Genomic DNA, 20,246 nt, shown 5'->3' on the forward strand with positions numbered 1-20,246 from the left:
TTATTCTGACTTTTCCAGTTCCTGCAGCATATGCTTTAACCCTACCATCTTATCACGGTACTCTGCTGCCGCCTCAAAGTTCAGGTCTGTTGCGGCTTTCTTCATCTTCTTCTTGATGTCTGCAATCAGCTTGGTTAGTTCATCCTTACTCATGGATTCCGGATCTTTCTTGAAGGTCAGTTCTTCTTCTGCTACTTTCTTCGAAATACTAATCAAATCCCGGACGGACTTCTGAATTGTGGTCGGCGTAATACCATGTTCTTTGTTATATGCCTGCTGCACTTCCCTTCGTCTTGCCGTCTCGTCGATTGCAAGGCGCATGGAATCTGTAATCTTGTCTGCATACATGATAACATGTCCCTCACTGTTACGTGCAGCACGACCGATGGTCTGAATCAAAGAAGTCTCAGATCTTAGGAATCCTTCTTTGTCTGCATCCAGGATTGCCACCAAGGTAATCTCCGGTATATCAAGTCCCTCTCGCAACAGGTTAATACCGACTAACACATCAAAAACATCCAGGCGAAGATCTCGGATAATCTCGGCTCGTTCCAACGTATCAATATCAGAATGTAAATATTTGACACGGATTCCAACTTCGCTCATATAATCTGTCAGGTCTTCTGCCATTCTCTTTGTCAAAGTCGTAATCAATACCTTGTGGTGATTCTGAATCTCTTTTTTCACCTCACCAAGCAAGTCATCAATCTGACCTTCAACCGGACGGACGGAAATCTCTGGATCTAGCAGACCGGTCGGACGGATAATCTGCTCCGTACGCAGCAGCTCGTGCTCCTGCTCATAGACATTCGGCGTTGCAGATACAAATAACATCTGATCTATCTTACTTTCAAACTCTTCAAAATTAAGAGGTCTGTTATCTTTTGCAGACGGAAGACGAAAACCATAATCAACCAACGTGCTCTTTCTCGCCTGGTCCCCTGCATACATTCCACGAATCTGTGGAATTGTAATATGAGACTCATCTACGATAATCAGGTAGTCATCTTTGAAATAATCCATCAGGGTATGTGGTGTTGCCCCTGCAGGAAGCCCCGCAAGGTGTCTGGAATAGTTCTCAATTCCACTACAAAATCCGGTCTCGCGCAGCATCTCGATATCAAAGTTCGTTCTCTCTGCAATTCGCTGTGCCTCTAACAGCTTATCCTCCCCTTTAAAGTAGCGGACACGTTCTTCCATCTCTGCCTCAATTGCTTCACATGCCTTGTTAATCTTCTCCTGTGGCACAACATAGTGTGATGCCGGGAATACCGCAAAATGCTCTAGTCTGCACTTAATCTCACCCGTCAGCACATCTATCTCTGTAATCCGGTCAATCTCATCACCGAAAAATTCCACACGGATTGCCGTATCGCCGTAGTTTGCCGGAAAAATCTCTAACACATCTCCTCTTACACGGAAGGTTCCCCTGTGAAAATCCATATCATTTCTTGTATATTGGATGTCAATCAGACTCCGGATGACATCATCTCTGTCACGCTCCATCCCCGGTCTTAACGATACCATCATACCTAAGTAATCTTCCGGGCTTCCCAAACCATAGATGCAGGATACACTCGCAATGACAATGACATCCTTACGCTCCACAAGGGATGCTGTCGCAGACAAACGCAATTTATCAATCTCTTCGTTGATGGAAGAATCCTTTGCAATATAGGTATCCGTCTGCGGCACATAAGCCTCCGGCTGGTAGTAATCATAATAGGAGACAAAGTACTCTACTGCATTTTCGGGGAAAAATTCTTTAAACTCGCCGTACAACTGGCCCGCAAGGGTTTTATTGTGCGAAATAATCAAAGTCGGCTTATTTAATGCGGCTATTACATTCGCCATTGTGAAGGTCTTTCCAGAACCCGTAACACCTAGTAAAGTCTGGAATTGATTGCCTTCCTTAAAGCCTTTTACAAGCTCCTCAATTGCCTGTGGCTGGTCTCCAGTCGGTTGGTATTTTGAATGTAATTTAAACTCCATCTCTGCCTCTTTTCTCTTAGTCTTTATGCTCTGCTATATTCGCAAATAATATGCACAAAAATAGACAATCGGATCACATTTCATTTATAAAATCTTCTGCAAATTATTGCATATTTTATCATGAAATGTTCCGATTGTCCATAGATTTTAGAACATTTGTTCTATTTGTTATACGCACTAATTTCCTACACAGGAAAAAGCGGTTGCAATTCCCCTACTAATGGATACCGCAGCCGTTTTACCTTAGCATTATTTATTTTTGTTTGATTCTAAATACCTTTAGTCCCTCAGAAAGTTCTGCTGAAATCTGTGCAAGCTCACTGATTTCTTCTTTCACACGATACATCATATCGCTCTGCTCATTTACCGCATCAGATATGTTTTCTGTATTCTCACTCACCTCACCAGCTATCTCCTCAATGGTTTCTATAGCTGCCTGCAATGAATCAACTCCATCGGAGGTTTCCTGTACGACATCAGCAATACTTCTAATCTCATTAGAAATCTCATTAATTTTCTCATTGATGCCCTCAAAGCTTACCATTGTATCCTCAGCCAAATCTACACCTTCCTGAGCTGAGTCAACACCTTCCTCCATAAGAGAAACACATGCCTTTATGCATTCCTGAATCTCACGAATCATGTCAGCTATCTTCTCTGCAGACTCACTTGACTGAACTGCAAGTGCACCAACTTCTGTTGCAACCACTGCAAAGCCTTTACCTTGCTCGCCAGCACGCGCTGCCTCAATTGATGCATTAAGAGAAAGAAGATTTGTCTGTGATGCTATATCAGCAATCATCTTAATAACACTTTCAATCTCACTTGACATGCTCTCAAGCTCGCCAATCTGTTTTCTCGTCTCATGTACATTTGCACCAATTTTCTGAACCTGATTAACTACGTTGTTCAGCTTCTCTGCTCCCAACTCTGCTGCTGATGCCGTTTCCTGAGCCGCAAGACTAATATTTGAAATATTATCAGATACGCTGTTCACGCCTTCACTTATATCCTTTGCACGATTCATGTTATCAGCTGACAAAGATTTCTGCTCTGCTGTATGCCCCACAGCATTATCTGTAATTGAAACAATAAATGATGACTTATTTCTAGTATCATCAATTCTCTCTGTAAGATTTTTCTGCATCTGGGAGAGAACCTCAACCTCTTTGTTGGTTCTTCCAATAAGTCTCGCCAGATTTTCTTTCATATTCTCTGCTGATTTTGCAATTATACCAATTTCATCATTGCGCTCTACATACTTTGGGTCTATTTCTACAGTAAAATCTCCCTCTCCCATAATATCAAAAACAGCTGCTAGCTTGCCAAAATCCTTCAACTCACGTTTTAACACTATTACCAGCAAAGCACCTACTATAAGTGATAAAACCACTGCAGAAATTATCTCTGTCTTTTTTACTGCAGATGAAACATCACTCACTGTATTATCGTATATTCCAATATCCATAGATGCAACAAGCTCTCCATTTTGATAAATAGGATACATTACATCATATGTCCACGCCTGCTGTACATCTGCCCAGAATTCACTTGTCTTTACTTCCCCCTGTGTAGCCGCCGGTACCGTATATGATGTGTCATCAGAATAATTTTTCCCAATTTTTTCAGTATCAGAATGAGCAATCGCAGTAACTGTAGTATCTATCACAACTGCATAAGCAATATTTTGATTCTTCTGTGTAAGATTTTGTACAAAAGTTTGTAGCTCCTCTGTTCCGCCTCCCTTTTCCAAAATAATTTCTACTTGTGCAGCAATTTGCTTGTCCTCTTCTACAAATTGCTTAATCATCGAATGTTTGATTCCAGATTCCATAGTTTTGACTGAACTCATTACTAATAATAAGATCCCAATCCAAAGAACCACAAGCGATATTATGATTATTCTTGTTTTCATTGCCAGTTTCTTCATGTAATACCCTCCAAAATCATTGTAATTTTCCCTTTAAACCAATTAGATGTCTATTTAGTATTATAGGACTATCACTTTATACAGTCAATACCACTATTCTTATTTTATGGCACACACAATTTTCCTTATTCTCTATAATTAATCTCAAAAACGTTTCGGTGATTGTACTTCTTTCCTGATTCACATGGACATGGCTCATTTGGAAATACCTTTTTGCTTGCTCGTTTTTTAGGTGCATTTGCTGCTGACTCATCCTTATTGGTTCCTGTAACCTTTGCTACCTGCTCACGCTCAACCTTCTGCTGAACCTGTACATGATAGAGAAGTCTGATTGTGTCTTCCTGAATTGCAGAAATCATTGCGTCAAACATGTCAAATCCAGCCATCTTATATTCTACAAGAGGATCTCTCTGTCCATATGCCTGCAGACCAATTCCCTGACGAAGCTGTGTCATATCATCGATATCCTTTGCATGAATTTTCTCAAGAGGAATAATTGGGTCACCAGCGAAATACTGTCTATATAGTCCGTATAGTCTGTGAGAGTATTGCGGACACAATATACAGATTAAAAAACCGCACTTTTCCCAATATTTTGTGGTACATATTTTCTAGGCATAATAGGAGACAAAATACTCTACTGCATTCTCCGGGAAAAATTCCTTAAATTCCCCGTATAGCTGTGCTGCCAACGTCTTGTTATGGGAAATGATAAGCGTAGGCTTCTGAAGCTGCTGGATGACATTCGCCATTGTAAACGTCTTTCCTGAGCCCGTTACACCCAGCAATGTCTGGAACTGATTGCCTTCTTTAAATCCCTTTACTAGCTGTTCAATTGCCTGGGGCTGATCCCCGGTCGGCTGATATTTCGAATGCAATTTAAATTCTGCCATACACCCATCCTTTCCTCATCGTTTTGTGAATATTTTCAGTATAGCACTAGAACACATGTTTGTAAACATGTGTTCTTTGTTTTATCCATTATTAATAATATTAATAAAAAATACCTTTCTTCTTCACATTCCAAAATATCCTATGCCAGAACCCCTTTTGCAATTTCCTCCGCCATCTGCCAAAGCTCCGCTTCCTGTGCATCCTTCATGGCTGATTTTATTGTAATCTGCTGTTCTAAGATGGTCATATTCTTTAACTGTTCTAACTCTGCACGCATCTGTTTTGCTGTCGTCGCTGCCCAGGTTCCGTTCTCCATCAGTGCAACCGTCTTGTTCTGAACATTGAGTGCCTTCATATCATGGAACAGATTGCTCATAACCGGATAGATTCCGGCATTGTAAGTCGGGCATGCAAAAACAAGATGGCTGACACGGAAAATCTCGCCAATAAGAGTTGAAATATCGACGTTTGAAACATCATATACTGCAATATTTTTTACCCCTTTTTCTGCAAGTTTTCCTGCAAGTGCATCTACGGCGCTCGCTGTGTTTCCGTACATGGAAGCATACATGATTGCGACTGCTTTATCCTCTGCTTCGTAAGTGCTCCACTTCTGATATTTTTCCAAAATATATCCTAAGTTTTCACGCCAGATTGGTCCGTGTAAAGGGCAAATCATCTGGATGTCAAGCGTTGCCGCTTTCTTTAAAAGTGTCTGGACAGATGGACCGTATTTTCCAACGATATTGGTATAATAACGTCTTGCATCGTCAAGCCAGTCGCGGTCAAAGTTTACCTCATCCGCAAAAATATTTCCGTTCAGCGCTCCGAATGTTCCAAATCCATCCGCTGAAAATAAAACCTTATCCTTTTCATCATAGGTCACCATCGCCTCCGGCCAGTGTACCATCGGTGCCATCACAAAATGAAGCTTATGTGCTCCGGTTTCTAGTGTATCGCCCTCTTTTACTACAATTTTTCTTTCTTCAATTGGAAAAGTAAAAAACTGCTCCATCATAGTAAAAGTCTTTGCATTTCCAACAATTTTTACTCCCGGATAACGGGAAACAATGTCGCCAATCATGGCACAGTGGTCTGGCTCCATGTGATTTACAATCAGATAATCCAGTGTCTTTCCATTTAATGTTTTCTCTAGATTTTCAAAAAACTGTCCTGACACCGATGCATCTACTGTGTCAAGAAGTACCGTTTTCTCGTCATGAAGTACATACGCATTATAAGAAACCCCTCTTGAAATTGGGAAAATATTTTCAAACAACGCAAGTCTTCTATCACTTGCTCCTACCCAAACCAAATCTTTTGTAATATTTCGAACCTGATACATCTTTCCTCGTCTCCTTTTTCTTTTTTATTGTTCGGATAATTTTTGATATCCGTTTTTTATAAATTTACAGCTTCGGCACCTGTCACTCGTGCTTTCTTATTTCATATTAACATATTATCTTAAAAATAGCAATAGTTACTATTATTATTTTTAAAATTATTCCAGTGTTATCCTTGCGGTACATTTTTTATGCAACAAGAACAAAATTGACTTGTCATTGTGCAATTTGCCAATAAGAGAACGGTGAGCAACCTTTTTACACCCGAATGCTATTATATAAAGAAAATAGGGACCGTAGTCCATACCTGCCGGTATGGACGCCAATCCCTATTTTCATGCGATTTACCTATTATATATTATGCAGTTTTTTCTTTTTTAAAGACTGAGTTGCATAAGAAGATTCCAAGGAATACAACTGCTGCGATAATTCCGATTGGATAAGCAATCTTCGTACCTAAGTTCAGGCACTCTGGTGCGTAGAAGAAATAGGTAACGGATACTGCTGACATGAAGGTTGCTGGAATTACCGTTATCCAGTAGAACTTCTTATTCTTAAACAGATACATGGATGCTGTCCAAAGGGCAATCATTGCGAGTGTCTGGTTAGACCAGCTGAAGTATCTCCAGATGACGTTGTAATCTAACTGGCTGATAATTGCACCTGCTAAAAGTAAAGGTACGCAGATGAATAAACGTTTCTTGTAAGATTTCTGTTCAATCTTGAACCAGTCTGCAATGACAAGTCTTGCGGAACGGAACGATGTATCGCCGGAAGTAATTGGACAGGCAATAACACCAATCATCGCAAGAATAACACCGACATTTCCCATGGTCTTTACGCTGACATCGTATACCGTTGCTGCCTGACCGGAATCGGTTAAGATTTTTGTTAATCCAGTCATCAAACCGCCTGTTTTCTCATAAACAGCACATCCTGCTGCAGCCCAGATTAAAGCGATGATACCTTCGCTGACCATTGCTCCATAAAAGACACTGTGTGCTTCTTTTTCGCTCTTACAACAACGTGCCATCAAAGGTGACTGGGTTGCATGGAAACCGGAGATTGCACCACAGGCAACGGTGATAAACATAACCGGCCAGATTGGTGTTCCGGATGGATGCAGGCTGTGTAACGTAATCTCTGGAATGGTATATCCATGTGTGAAGATACCAACACCTACACCGATTGCCATAATGATAAGGCAGATACCAAAAATCGGGTAAATCTTACCAATAATCTTATCAATTGGAATGAAGGTTGCAATAAAGTAGTAAATCAAAACAATTGCTAACCAGAAATATGTATTTACAAGGATTCCGGAAGTAACACCCTGTTTTCCAATTAACATGGAAATCAAGGATGCAGGTCCTACTGCAAATACGGTACCAACCATAACAAGAAGTACTACACTAAAGACTCTCATGACATTTTTCATGAAATTGCCAAGATAGGTTCCGGTCAACTCTGAAACAGAAGCACCATCATGACGCATACTCATGAATCCAACGGAAAAGTCATGCACAGCACCTGCTAAAATCGTACCACCTGTAATCCAAAGGAAAACTGCAGGTCCCCACTGTGCTCCTGCTAATGCACCGTAAATAGGTCCTAATCCTGCAATGTTCAACAGCTGAACAAGGAAAAGTTTCCATTTTGGCATTACAACATAGTCAACTCCGTCATTGATTCTTACTGCCGGTGTCTCACGATCATCCGGTCCGTACAATTTTTCTACCACTTTACCATAGGTGAAGTAGCCGATAATAAGAATTGCAAGACATACAAAAAAGCTTACCATAATATCAACCTCCCTGATATTTATTCTAACTGTAGTTTATAATTTTTTTAGAATTAGCTCAATAGATTTTGTATGTAATGCATAATTTTTGTCATGAATTGTATTTTTTATTGTATAAAATGCATTGTCATTGAATCACAAACAGATTCCGGACATTTTTCACCTGTGTACGGCTGATTGGAATCTTTTCTTCTAAATATTTCATCTTCATGGCATAGCCGTTGTTGTAGCTTGGAATCAGCTCCTCCACGTAATCGAGATTCACCAGATAACTCTTATGTACCCTGTAAAAATTGTAGCCTTGCAGTTTTTCTTCCATATGGCTCATTGTGATGTTTTCTTCATAAACATGATTTTTGGTGCAAATCCGGCAGCTTCTTTGATTTGCCTCCACCACAATAATCTCTTTTAAGTCAATCAGATGAATGCGGTCTCCACCATTGACTGCAATTTTTCCTGCATGTGGCTTTGCGATATTCTCCTTTTGCACCTGTTTCATCTCTAAAAACCCCTGATTTTTTAGCTTTTCTACCGCTTTTTGCAGACGTTTCATATCAAATGGCTTCATCACATAATCCACAGCATCTAATTCAAATGCCTCCACGGCATAATTTTCATATGCTGTCACAAAGACAATACCTGCATCCGGCTGTTTTTCCCGGATGATGGACGCTAATGTCGTTCCCTTGACTTCGCCTAAATTAATATCTAAGAAAAATGCCTGTATCTTTTCGTTTTTTACAAGTTCAATTGCCGACTCTGCACTGTCTGCCTCTAAAAATTCTGCATCCTCCAGGATGGATTCTAACAGGAAAATCAACTCTTTTCTTGCCGGTCTTTCATCATCAATCACTGCTATTTTCATACTAATCTCCATTCTTGCACTGTAAAAATTTATTTCTCACACTATCTGTATTTTTACATAAGTCTCGTTTTTCGCGGAATCCGCATCGTGACAATCGTTCCGCTTTCTCCGGTATCTATCTGAAGTCCAAAGGTTTCTCCATAGATGCTGCGCAGCCTCGAATCTACATTCAACAGTCCATATTGTCCTGTCGTGTCCTTATCGTAAAAGCCTTTTAGCACTTCCTTTGGAATTCCGTATCCATTATCTTTTACAGCTATCACCAAAATATCTTCCACAACAGATGCCTTTAGCAAAACTTTTCCCTGCTGACGCTTCATGGCGCCATGTTTTACCGCATTTTCCACGATTGGCTGTAAAATCAGCGTTGGCACCATAAAATCAAGAGCCTCCGGGAAATCAATCGTTACTTCTAGCCGCTCTTCAAACCTTGCCTCCTCTAGCATCAGGTATGCTTTTACATGCTCTAATTCCTGCTCGATTGAAATCATGTAGGCACTGCTCGAATTTAGCGTATGACGAAAATAGACGCTAAGTGCCAGCAAAAGTTCCCTTGCCCGCTCCGGCTTTTCCCTGCAAAAATAGGTAATCGTATTTAGCGAATTAAACAAAAAGTGGGGATTAATCTGTGACTGCAGCGCACGGAATTCCGCCTGTTCCCTTAACTTTTTCTGGTGCTCAATCTGCGACAACTCATAATTTGTGGAAAAGAATTTGGCAAGTCCCTGCACAAAATTAAGTTCCGAGTGAATGGACTCGACATGTCTTGGAAAAAAGAGTACCAAAAATGCCCACGTTTCCGATCCCATCGTCATTTTATCCCCGATGGCAAGATATTTTCCAAGCTCTTTGTAATTCGGGTCACTTTTTTTCGTCTCCACACAGTAGTTGTTCGGTTCATCCATATGTTCTAACAATTCATACGGAACTACAATATTAGTTGTATTTAACGCATGGGTTCCATCCGGCGACAAGATAACGACTGCAAGACAGCCGGAAAAATCCTGAATGATTTTCGCAACATGGTCATACCCTTCTCTTGGAATCGTCGTCTTCTGCAGGTAAGGCACACATTTATCTGCAATATTTAGTGCAAGCCGGATTTTATCCGCAGCAAGAAGATCCTGCCTGGTAAAAGCCTCCCGAAATACAGAAAAGAATAACACCATTCCGCAGGAGTTAAAGGTAATCATCGAAAAGGCAATCTGTTTCACCAGCGCTAACGCTTCCGCATAAGGCTTTGCTATCGCTAAAATAATCAACATCTGGCACGCCTCTGCAAACGCCGTGATCAAGAAAAGCGAAATGGTATTCTGTTTTAAATTTTTCTTTTTACAGATTATCCAGATTGCAGAGCCCAGCACACCTTCAAATAAAGTCGATATGGTACAGGATACCGATGTCAGTCCCTGTGCATCATAGAAAAACCGATGCAGTGCACCGATGACTGCTGCCGTCATCCCAACAACGGGGCCTCCGAGAAGTCCACCCGCAAGTACACCAAGCACCCTTGTATTCTGGATACCTCCGGACACTCTCACACCGGTACACGTCGAGAAAATACAAAACATTCCAAAGATAACCCCCAGTGTAAAACGGTCCATCAATCCAGAACCATGTTCTTCGGACAGTACCCGTTTCACCAGCGGTACCTTTGTTAAAATTGTAGCAATCAGCACCAATAAACTGATATTGATGACCAGACTTCCGTATGCATTTGTCAGCATTTCCTTTCATCCCCTATCTTTTGTACATTGCTTTCTTTTTATTATACTCATCCTTCTTGTGATAGGAAAGCATTTTCTAGCGTTGTTTTCTATTGAAATTTTGATATACAAAAAAGGCCGTGCACGGCTGATTTTCTCAACCTGTGCACGACCTGTCTATTTCTGCAATGTTCCAAATTGCTGGATTTTTTGTATGGTTGACTTTCTTAAGCCATTCTTCCACAACACTGTTTGTATTTCTTTCCACTTCCACATGGGCATGGATCGTTTGGATATACTTTTGCAGCGGCACGTTTCTTTGGTGCACTTGCTGCAGATTCGTCTTTGTTGGTTCCGGTTACTTTTGCAACCTGTTCACGCTCTACCTTCTGTTCAATCTTCACATGATATAAGAGACGAACCGTGTCTTCCTGGATGTTTGCAATCATTTCATCAAACATATCGAAACCAGCCATCTTGTATTCTACAAGTGGGTCTCTCTGACCATATGCCTGAAGACCGATACCCTGGCGAAGCTGATCCATATCATCGATGTGATCCATCCACTTACGGTCGATAACCTTAAGAAGAACCACACGCTCTAATTCACGGAACTGTTCTGGTTCAGGGAACTCTGTCTCTTTTGCTTCATATAACTTCACAGCCTTCTCTTTTAAGCTATGTTTCAATTCTTTGTTGTTCTTGATGGAATCTAAGTCTTCCTCTGTTACCGGTTCCATTGGAATAATGGAGGTCAGTAACTGGTTCAATTCATTCAAATCCCACTCTTCTTTTGGAATATCTGCAGAAATACAGGTATCCACGCAGCTTTCCACGCGATCTGTAATCATCTTGAAGATAACATCTCTCATGTTCTCACCATTCAAAACACGAAGACGTTCTGCGTAGATGATTTCTCTCTGGTCGTTCATAACCTGATCATATTCTAACAGGTTCTTTCTGATACCAAAGTTGTTTCCTTCAATCTTGGTCTGTGCCTTCTCGATTGCAGAAGTTAACATCTTATGCTGAATTGGTTCTCCTTCTGGCACACCGATGGTATTGAATACTTCCATCAATTTGTCAGAGCCAAATAATCTCATCAAATCATCTTCCAGGGAGATGAAGAACTGAGATTCACCCGGATCTCCCTGACGTCCGGAACGTCCACGCAGCTGGTTATCAATTCGTCTGGATTCATGACGTTCTGTACCAATAATCTTAAGACCACCTGCTGCTCTCGCTTCATCATCAAGCTTAATATCGGTACCACGACCAGCCATGTTGGTTGCGATGGTTACAGCACCATGTACTCCGGCTCCTGCAACAATCTCAGCTTCCTGCTCATGGAATTTTGCATTTAAGACCGTATGCTTGATGCCTTCTCTCTTTAACATCTCACTGATTAATTCAGAAGTATCAATGTTAATCGTACCAACCAGAACCGGCTGTCCTTTTGCATGTGCCTCTTTTACGCTCTCGACAACTGCATGATATTTTTCTTTCTTGGTCTTGTATACAATATCGTGTAAATCCTTACGAAGGATTGGTTTGTTGGTCGGTATCTCGATAACATCCATTCCATAAATATCACGGAACTCTTTCTCCTCTGTCAAAGCAGTACCGGTCATACCGGATTTCTTTTCAAACTTGTTAAAGAAGTTCTGGAATGTGATGGTTGCAAGTGTCTTGCTCTCACGTTTTACTTTTACATGCTCTTTTGCTTCGATTGCCTGATGAAGACCATCGGAATAACGACGTCCTGGCATGATACGTCCGGTAAACTCATCGACAATCATAACCTGGTCATCTTTTACAACATAATCCTGATCACGGAACATTAAGTTATGTGCTCTTAAGGCAAGGATGACATTATGCTGAATCTCAAGGTTCTCTGCGTCTGCAAGGTTCTCAATCTTAAAGAACTGCTCTACTTTCTTCACACCTTCCTGTGTCAAAGAAACGACTTTATCTTTTTCGTTGACAACGAAGTCTCCGCTCTCTTCCTGCTCAACTCCCATGATGGCATCCATCTTAGAATACTCAGGGACATCCTCACCACGTACAAGCTGACGTGCCAGGATATCGCAAGCCTCGTAAAGTCTTGTAGACTTGCCACTCTGACCGGAAATGATAAGAGGTGTTCTTGCCTCATCAATCAAAACGGAATCGACCTCATCGATGATGGCATAGTGAAGTCCACGCTGAACAAGCTGTTCTTTGTAGATAACCATGTTATCACGCAGGTAATCGAATCCCAATTCATTATTGGTTACATAAGTAATATCACAATTATAGGCCTCACGGCGTTCCTCGTTGGACATGTCATTTAAAACAACACCGACTTTCAGTCCCAAAAATTCATGAACCTGTCCCATCCACTCGGAATCTCGTTTTGCAAGGTAGTCATTGACCGTTACGATGCAGACGCCCTTACCCTCTAATGCATTCAGATATGCCGGAAGGGTGGAAACCAATGTCTTACCTTCACCGGTTCTCATCTCCGCGATACGCCCCTGATGTAAGATAATACCACCAATAATCTGTACACGGTAATGTTCCATTCCAAGCACACGTTTTGCAGCCTCGCGGACTGTTGCGTATGCCTCTGGCAATAACTGGTCTAATGTCTCGCCTTTTTCAAGCCTTTCTTTATATTCTTTTGTTTTGTTTTTTAATTCTTCATCGGAAAGTTTCTGCATAGATTCGCGATAGGATTCTACTTTATCCACGATTGGATAAATTCTTTTTAATTCCCTTTCGCTGTGTGTTCCGAAGATTTTTGTAATTGCGCTCATAAAAACTCCTATTCTTTTACTACGTTCTCTCTGCGAGCCCCATTCTTAAGTCAAACAATTCTCGCACAATATGGATATTGTATCACTTTTTATGTACAACCACAATATACATTCCCGTGAACGAATTGTAAATTTTTTATAAACCAGACATGACAAACGATGAGAAACACATACGACCTGCCATACACGCGAAGAAAAATTTGCAAGACATGCCAACTTATCGTATAATAAGTGCAATTATCAACAAAATTTTTTACGAGAAGGAGAATCACAATGAAATATACCTATAAAACAAAAGGAACCTGTTCCACTTTGATTGAATTAGAGTTAGAAGGAGATGTCGTTCACAACGTAAAATTTACCGGCGGATGTAACGGAAACCTTCAGGCAATCCCGAAATTAGTAGAGGGACTTACCGTAGACCAGGTCGTAGAAAAAATCGGTGGTATTTCCTGTAACGGACGTCCAACCTCCTGTGGCGACCAGCTTGCACGCGCCTGTCGTGAGGCTCTTGAAGCATCCAAACAGCAGTAATTATGTAAACCTTCAAGAATTCAGACGGTACGATTTTTATTTTTCAAAAAATTTTCCGACTGTCTGGTTTTTAAAATAAGGAAACTTTCCGGCAATCTGACATAAATTAGAAAGAGTTCAATCTTTTGGAGTATTTATGAGCAGTATTGCCGGTTTTTTTCATCCATTCATGGATTTTACAAAAGAAAATGGTTCTTACACGACCATTTTAAAACAAATGTCTGCGACCTTGCTACATCGTGGACCCGATGAGCAGCATTTCTATTATGCACCGCACGCCTTTCTAAACCATAACCGCCTCTCGTGCGGGTTAAACCAGGATTCTGGGAAAGGCAGCCTTACTTATGAGACACTTCCCGCCACCAAAAAATTCAAGGACAATCATCTGACCATCGCCTATGACGGTGCCATCTACAATTTTAATGAACTGACCCAGTCTTTGCGCCGCGACGGTGTGGAAACAAAAGGTCTGTCTGACGCAGAACTTTTACTTTGTGCCTTCATCCGTTATGGAACTGATTTTGTCCAAAAGCTAAACGGTGGTTTTTCCATCGTTATCTATGACGAGAAGAAAAATCAGCTCTTTCTTTTCCGTGACCCGCTTGGCATCAAACCTCTTTTTTACACACTTACCGATAAAACCCTCGTCTTTTCCTCCGAATTGAAAGGTCTGTTCTGCCACCCTGCAATTACACCCGTAGTTGATTTGAACGGGCTGAACGAAATTTTTTCCATAGGTCCTGCGAAAACACCTGGATGTGGTGTTTTTTCTGATATCTACGAAATCAAGCCCGGACATTTTCTTGCGTATGGACCAAGCAAGCTATACGATGAATGCTACTTCCGTTTTTCCTCTGATTTAAGCAGCGACTGCTACGAGGATGCATTAGAAAACGTTTCCTATCTGGTAAAAGATGCCGTTATCCGGCAAATGGAGGGCGACGCACCACTTTCTTGTTTTCTTTCCGGTGGACTTGACTCTTCTGTTGTAACTTCCATCTGCGCGCATCAGCACCCGGATGAGAACATTAGGACCTACTCTTTTGACTTTAAAGGAAATGACCAGAATTTTAAGGCAAACAGCTTTCAGCCTTCCTTAGATGCCCCTTTTGTACAGGAAATGGTGGACTATCTTCACACCAACCATACCCGTTTTGAATGCAACAGTGCGCTTCAGGTTGACCTCTTATCTGCCTCCGTCGCTGCACATGACCTTCCTTGTATGGCAGATATTGACGCCTCTTTGCTTTATTTTTGCAAGCTTGCCGCAAAAGACAGCCGGATTGTTTTAACCGGTGAGTGCGCCGACGAACTTTTCTGTGGGTATCCTTGGTATCATAAAAAGGAAATGTATGAGGCCGATACGTTCCCATGGAGCCTTGATTTTTCTCCAAGGCAGCTGTTGTTAAAAGATTCTTTTATGGGAAAATTAGATGGCGCGTCCTACTTAGAACAGACTTATCAGAATGCCTGCGGGGAACTTCTTTTTGCCGATGATTTGTCAAAAGAGCAACGGCTGCACCAGAAGACATTTTTCCTTACTGTCCGCTGGTTTATGCAGACTCTGCTTGACCGTATGGACCGTGCCGCTGCCCAGACCGGACTCGATGCAAGAGTTCCGTTTGCCGACCTTCGGATTGCAAAATACCTGTTTGGACTTCCATACGAATTCAAAACGAAAGACGGAGAAGTCAAACATCTGCTTCGAGCCGCTTTTGCTTCGATTCTTCCACCGTCTGTTTGCCAGAGAAAAAAGAGCCCTTATCCGAAAACCTACGATCCAGGCTACGAAGCCTTGCTTGCAAACCGCTTAAAATCTGTCATTAGTAATCCAAACAGTCCGCTGCTCGAATTTGTAGAGCCAAAGAAAGTGCTTGCGTTCTGCCAGAACCCAAAGGACTATGGCAAACCATGGTACGGACAACTGATGGCCGGACCACAGCTGATGGCTTATTATTTGCAGATTAACGAATGGATTGAAAAATATCAGGTTCAACTAAAACTGTAACAAAGCCTTGACACCCGACACAGTGCGATCCTCACGGAGCATTTTTTATGTATTAGGAACGGATTTTCCTATTACATAAAAAAGGAACTGCATGTAGCATCTAACTACAAATGCAGTTCCTTTTTCTTTATTCATTTGGATTCTGTAAAATCGGCTGAATCTGTTTTCCTTGTATTGCCTGTTCTATGGTGTCTGGCAAAAGCTCCATTTTTGCAATCATGGAGTTCGGTTTGCTTTTTGTATTATCCTGCCCAAACGGCACAAAATAAATCTGTTTGGTGTTCATCAGGCTTCCAATATTCTTAAAGTTCGCAGATAGCGCATCATTCGTGGAAATTGCAATCACGAGGGGCTTTCCGTTTCTCATATGTGCCTTTGCAGCCATCAGTACCGGCGTGTCTGTGATTCCATTGCAGAGCTTCGCAGCGGAATTTCCGGTACAGGGTGCAATTACCATCACATCCAAAAAATTGTTTGGCCCGATTGGTTCTGCGGCACATATCGTACGGATGCCTTCGTTTTCTGTGATATCACAAATTCCTTCCACAAAGTCTCTTGCACTTCCAAATCTTGTGTCACAGCTTTGTGCATTAAATGAAAAAATAGGGATCACATTTGCCCCCATATCCTTAAGCCTTTGTATCTCACGTCTTGTCTTCGCAAATGTACAAAACGAACCTGTAATTCCAAGTCCAATTGTAAGCTTTGAAAAATCCATTACGCATTTCCTTTCCTGCTTTCCATGAGCGTAAAACGTTCCATCGCTCTTGCCAGAATATAGGCACTTTCCATTGGTGCATATTTTCCCGGTATTCCAAGAAGCAAATCCGATCGAATTCCATATTCCCTCGCCACATCAAAATCAACTCCTCCGGGAGCAGAAGCTATATCCAGAATATAGGCATCCTTTGGAAGTTCCCGAAGGATAAGTTCCGTTACAACCGGTGCCGGAACCGTATTTACTACCATTGTTGTTCCCATTGCCTCCTCCGGTCCGAACGCAAAATCTGCTGCATAAAATCCTTCTTTCTTTGCAAGCTTACGAACTTCCTTGCGCCTTGCCAGGATTGTCACTCTTGCACCAAGTGCCTTCAAACGGATTGCCAGTGCCCTTCCACATTTTCCATATCCGGTTACGATAATTTTTGCATCCTTTATATTATAAGGACTCTTACGGATCAGTTCTGAAATGGCACCCTCGGCTGTTGCGATGGCATTTTCCTCTACTACAATTTCATCCTCCATAAAATCCAAAGCACGAAGGTCTCGTTGCTGTAATAATTGTCTTAGTTCTTCCGTAAAACATCCCCCTAAAATCATGATGTCCTGATTCAGATTTTTATTTAAAATCGTAAGAAACATTTTCTGGTCCGTTATTTTCGTAACGGGAATAGGAAGAATCAGCATCTTCGTCTCCGGCAGAAATTCACTCAGTTTTGCAAGCTGTTCCTGCATCTTTTCCGGGTTGCGGATATCCAGGCACCGTAAGGTATAACCTTTTTTTGTCAAAATATCTGCCAGATAGACCTGACGCATATCACTGATAAAAAGAACCGTCTGTCCGTTCATAATAATCTCCATTCTTGCGCGACTTCTTCACGCGAACGATATTTATCATCTACGCTCCCTCAATTGTATTATATGTCTGCTGTGGCTTTTGGTTCCTTCCGTTTCCTCGACCTTTTTCATTGTTGTAGTTGTTTTAATTTTCAGAATATTTTATTTTATTTATACATTTTGCAATGTATTTCATTTTATTTTAATTATTTTCTAAAAATATATTGACAATCTTATAAAGTGATACTATAATACAATTAAACAAAAGATAACAAATATAGAAAAAAGGAGGAGAGACCACCAGAAACGAAACGATATACCCCATAATTTAACGAAGGAGGTACGGACCACCAGAAACAGTACATGCATTCGTTTTTCTTAATGGAAGATGGAAACCATGACACCTACCCCACATAGAACGGAATCAGAGCCAGTCAGATAATTTATCTTATATGTCTCGATTCTAAGGTCATCGGAATACAGATATTGGAAAGAAAGAGAAAGCGAAGAAGTCCATAATAATTCGAAAAGGAACGAAAGAATACGATTAGAGTCGTAAATAAACGAAAGAGGTACAGTCCCATGGACAACGAAAATTGAAAGGCGGCATCCCTTATTGATAAAAGAGATGTCGCCTTTCTTCATGCCTTTTTAGCAAATTCTATATTATCTGTTCCATCTTGTATGGATTTCACCAGCCATTCGTTTTTTAGGATTCTTCACTGGAGGCCTCAACCAGTTCGTTTGTAATCTGGTTAATACTCTGATATCCCGTCACGACCTGACCGATATTATCCTGTAAATTGGTGATACTGGAACTGATTTCTTCCATTGCAGCCGAAGTCGACTCTACATTCTGGCTAATCTGTTCTGCCTGCGTCAGCGTATGCTCTAGCAAATCTTTTAAGGTATCGGTACGCTCCTCTACCTGTGTTGCCTGCTCTAATACATTTGATGTATTCTCTGAAATTTCATCAAACGATTCTTTTACATTGTTTACATAATCGGTACAGTCTGAAACTGCCTCTAACTGTACTTTTAACTCAGAATTTACCTGATTGGTCAGTCCGTTGATACCATCTAAGATATCGTGAATCTGTTCGGTAAAGCTTTTGGAATCCTCGGAAAGCTTACGGATTTCGGATGCAACAACTGCAAATCCTTTGCCGTGTTCTCCTGCTTCTTACGTTTGCATCATTTCCTATTTCTTATTTCGTTCTGATTATACCTTCTTTTTCCAAAAAAGTATAGGAAAAAAGCAACAAAAATACCAGTCTCTAAGGATTCAACCGATATGGGTCGTTCCCTCTTTGACTGGTATGTTGTATTTTATCCCGTTATCGCGATAATTTATCAATTTTTAAATCTGTGTGAGTACAAAAATATCGTAAATTGCCTTGATTGCATTCTCAAAATCATTGTTGCTGACACCGATGATAATGTTAAGCTCAGAAGAACCCTGGTCAATCATTTTTACATTGATGTTTGCGTGTGCTAATGCAGAGAAAATTCTTCCTGCAGTTCCGCGCGTGGACTTCATTCCTCTACCTACAACGGCAATCAATGCAAGATTTCCTTCCAAATCAATAGTGTCTGGTTTTGCAAGACGATGGATGGAGGAAATGACCTGCTGCTCTTTTCCTTCAAATTCTGCCTGATGCACAAACACGGTCATCGTATCGATTCCAGATGGCATATGTTCAAAAGAAATATCGTTCTCCTCAAATGCCTGCAGCACTTTTCTTCCAAATCCGACCTCGGAATTCATCATGTCCTTATCAATATTGACAGAAACAAATCCTTTCTTTCCGGCAATACCGGTGATGGTAAATGCAGATGCCTGGCAAGTACTTTCCACAATCCAGGTTCCCTCATCCTCTGGTGCATTCGTATTGCGGATGTTGATTGGGATTCCAGCCTTACGTACCGGGAATACGGCATCCTCATGAAGTACGCTTGCACCCATGTAAGATAACTCACGAAGTTCACGGTAAGTGATGGTCTTGATGGTCTGTGGATTCTCGATAATTCTTGGATCTGCAACAAGGAAACCAGAAACGTCAGTCCAGTTTTCATAAACAGATGCGTGAACTGCCTTTGCAACGATAGATCCTGTGATATCAGAGCCACCTCTTGAGAAAGTCTTTACGGTTCCATCTGGAAGAGCTCCATAAAATCCTGGAACGACCGCACTCTTTGTCTTCTCCAATCGCTTCGATAATACCTCGTCTGTCTTATTGGCATCGAAGTTTCCATCCTCATCAAAGAAGATGACTTCTGCTGCATCGATAAATTCATATCCCAGATAATTCGCCATGATGATACCATTTAAGTATTCTCCACGTGATGCAGCGTAATCAACGCCTGCCTTCTGCTTGAAATTCTCTGCGATTTTTTTGAATTCTTCATCTAATGATAATTTTAAATTTAATCCATTGATAATGGAATCGTAACGCTCTTTTATTTTCATTAACGGTACACGGAATTCTTTTTCTTCCTCCACTAATGCATAGCAGGCATAAAGCATATCCGTAACCTTGGTATCCTTGGAATTTCTTTTTCCAGGTGCACTTGGCACAACATATCTTCTCTGTTCATCCGCACGTATGATCTTACCGACCTTTGCAAACTGCTCCGCACTTGCAAGGGAGCTTCCACCGAACTTTACAACTTTTTTCATCTTCTTTTGCTCCTATCGAATAATCTTAACTTTTTCTATCTTACCATAAATAGGGGGAGCGTCAAACCATTTTTTTATTTTTGTCCAATTGCAAAAAAATATCGGCTGTTTCTTGTCTATTTTTAGCACTTTTTCACG

13 protein-coding genes and 3 pseudogenes are annotated in these 20,246 nt (G+C 41.1%); 2 read left to right on the forward strand and 14 right to left on the reverse strand.

Translation table 11 applies throughout. The annotated features are described in order from the left end of the window. The 9 genes and pseudogenes from uvrB to secA form a co-directional block, all read right to left on the reverse strand. Entirely contained in the window at positions 1 to 1,992 is a 1,992-nt protein-coding gene (gene uvrB / locus BIV16_RS09525; RefSeq protein ID WP_075680597.1) for an excinuclease ABC subunit UvrB, read from the reverse strand. Positions 1,993 to 2,245: 253 nt separating this feature from the next. Further along, entirely contained in the window at positions 2,246 to 3,922 is a 1,677-nt protein-coding gene (locus BIV16_RS09530; RefSeq protein WP_075680598.1) for a methyl-accepting chemotaxis protein, read from the reverse strand. 125 nt (positions 3,923 to 4,047) lie between these two features. Beyond that, positions 4,048 to 4,386 (reverse strand): annotated as a pseudogene (locus tag BIV16_RS09535) (SEC-C metal-binding domain-containing protein); the annotation flags it as partial. 153 nt (positions 4,387 to 4,539) lie between these two features. Next, positions 4,540 to 4,815: pseudogene (locus BIV16_RS09540) on the reverse strand (DEAD/DEAH box helicase family protein); the annotation flags it as partial. Between the two features lie 140 nt (positions 4,816 to 4,955). Beyond that, positions 4,956 to 6,161: an FprA family A-type flavoprotein gene (locus BIV16_RS09545; protein WP_075680600.1), complete on the reverse strand. Its 1,206-nt coding sequence runs from the start codon at positions 6,159 to 6,161 to the stop codon at positions 4,956 to 4,958. Between the two features lie 356 nt (positions 6,162 to 6,517). Beyond that, entirely contained in the window at positions 6,518 to 7,960 is a 1,443-nt protein-coding gene (locus BIV16_RS09550) for a carbon starvation CstA family protein (RefSeq protein WP_075680601.1), read from the reverse strand. Positions 7,961 to 8,087: 127 nt separating this feature from the next. Further along, positions 8,088 to 8,825, reverse strand: coding sequence for a LytR/AlgR family response regulator transcription factor (locus BIV16_RS09555; RefSeq protein ID WP_075680602.1), 738 nt, complete (start codon positions 8,823 to 8,825; stop codon positions 8,088 to 8,090). Positions 8,826 to 8,878: 53 nt separating this feature from the next. Continuing rightward, positions 8,879 to 10,552, reverse strand: a complete 1,674-nt coding sequence (locus BIV16_RS09560; protein WP_075680603.1) for a LytS/YhcK type 5TM receptor domain-containing protein — start codon at positions 10,550 to 10,552, stop codon at positions 8,879 to 8,881. Between the two features lie 206 nt (positions 10,553 to 10,758). Then, positions 10,759 to 13,329, reverse strand: a complete 2,571-nt coding sequence (gene secA / locus BIV16_RS09565; protein WP_075680604.1) for a preprotein translocase subunit SecA — start codon at positions 13,327 to 13,329, stop codon at positions 10,759 to 10,761. Positions 13,330 to 13,602: 273 nt separating this feature from the next. Between secA and BIV16_RS09570 the strand changes: the two genes are divergently transcribed. Together BIV16_RS09570 and asnB are read left to right on the forward strand one after the other, a co-directional pair. Then, entirely contained in the window at positions 13,603 to 13,863 is a 261-nt protein-coding gene (locus BIV16_RS09570; RefSeq protein ID WP_075680605.1) for a TIGR03905 family TSCPD domain-containing protein, read from the forward strand. Positions 13,864 to 13,999: 136 nt separating this feature from the next. Then, entirely contained in the window at positions 14,000 to 15,871 is a 1,872-nt protein-coding gene (gene asnB, locus BIV16_RS09575; RefSeq protein WP_075680606.1) for an asparagine synthase (glutamine-hydrolyzing), read from the forward strand. 127 nt (positions 15,872 to 15,998) lie between these two features. Here the strand turns inward: asnB and BIV16_RS09580 are convergent, their stop codons facing one another. The 5 genes and pseudogenes from BIV16_RS09580 to BIV16_RS09595 all read right to left on the reverse strand — a co-directional run bounded on the left by BIV16_RS09580 (position 15,999) and on the right by BIV16_RS09595 (position 20,108). Further along, the gene (locus tag BIV16_RS09580; protein WP_075680607.1) at positions 15,999 to 16,589 is read right to left on the reverse strand and encodes a dipicolinate synthase subunit B; all 591 of its coding nucleotides are present in this window, start codon (positions 16,587 to 16,589) and stop codon (positions 15,999 to 16,001) included. Beyond that, a complete protein-coding gene (locus BIV16_RS09585) occupies positions 16,589 to 17,452 on the reverse strand; it encodes a dipicolinate synthase subunit DpsA (protein WP_242940378.1) in 864 nt (287 codons plus the stop codon). The genes BIV16_RS09580 and BIV16_RS09585 overlap by 1 nt, the downstream gene beginning before the upstream one ends. A gap of 685 nt (positions 17,453 to 18,137) precedes the next feature. Next, a complete protein-coding gene (locus tag BIV16_RS09590) occupies positions 18,138 to 18,326 on the reverse strand; it encodes a hypothetical protein (RefSeq protein ID WP_075680609.1) in 189 nt (62 codons plus the stop codon). 87 nt (positions 18,327 to 18,413) lie between these two features. Next, a pseudogene (locus BIV16_RS15810) lies at positions 18,414 to 18,566 on the reverse strand (hypothetical protein); the annotation flags it as partial. Between the two features lie 222 nt (positions 18,567 to 18,788). Continuing rightward, positions 18,789 to 20,108: an aspartate kinase gene (locus BIV16_RS09595; protein WP_075680610.1), complete on the reverse strand. Its 1,320-nt coding sequence runs from the start codon at positions 20,106 to 20,108 to the stop codon at positions 18,789 to 18,791. Between the last annotated feature and the right edge of the window lie 138 nt (positions 20,109 to 20,246).

The organism is Roseburia sp. 831b, assembly GCF_001940165.2.
GTDB lineage: Bacteria > Bacillota > Clostridia > Lachnospirales > Lachnospiraceae > Roseburia.

Excerpts from the sequence above, each read along its gene's own strand:
- uvrB (WP_075680597.1), bottom strand. The coding sequence starts at position 1,992 with ATGGAGTTTAAATTACATTCAAAATACCAACCGACTGGAGACCAGCCA.
- BIV16_RS09530 (WP_075680598.1), bottom strand. The coding sequence starts at position 3,922 with ATGAAGAAACTGGCAATGAAAACAAGAATAATCATAATATCGCTTGTG.
- BIV16_RS09545 (WP_075680600.1), bottom strand. The coding sequence starts at position 6,161 with ATGTATCAGGTTCGAAATATTACAAAAGATTTGGTTTGGGTAGGAGCA.
- BIV16_RS09550 (WP_075680601.1), bottom strand. The coding sequence starts at position 7,960 with ATGGTAAGCTTTTTTGTATGTCTTGCAATTCTTATTATCGGCTACTTC.
- BIV16_RS09555 (WP_075680602.1), bottom strand. The coding sequence starts at position 8,825 with ATGAAAATAGCAGTGATTGATGATGAAAGACCGGCAAGAAAAGAGTTG.
- BIV16_RS09560 (WP_075680603.1), bottom strand. The coding sequence starts at position 10,552 with ATGCTGACAAATGCATACGGAAGTCTGGTCATCAATATCAGTTTATTG.
- secA (WP_075680604.1), bottom strand. The coding sequence starts at position 13,329 with ATGAGCGCAATTACAAAAATCTTCGGAACACACAGCGAAAGGGAATTA.
- BIV16_RS09570 (WP_075680605.1), top strand. The coding sequence starts at position 13,603 with ATGAAATATACCTATAAAACAAAAGGAACCTGTTCCACTTTGATTGAA.
- asnB (WP_075680606.1), top strand. The coding sequence starts at position 14,000 with ATGAGCAGTATTGCCGGTTTTTTTCATCCATTCATGGATTTTACAAAA.
- BIV16_RS09580 (WP_075680607.1), bottom strand. The coding sequence starts at position 16,589 with ATGGATTTTTCAAAGCTTACAATTGGACTTGGAATTACAGGTTCGTTT.
- BIV16_RS09585 (WP_242940378.1), bottom strand. The coding sequence starts at position 17,452 with ATGGAGATTATTATGAACGGACAGACGGTTCTTTTTATCAGTGATATG.
- BIV16_RS09595 (WP_075680610.1), bottom strand. The coding sequence starts at position 20,108 with ATGAAAAAAGTTGTAAAGTTCGGTGGAAGCTCCCTTGCAAGTGCGGAG.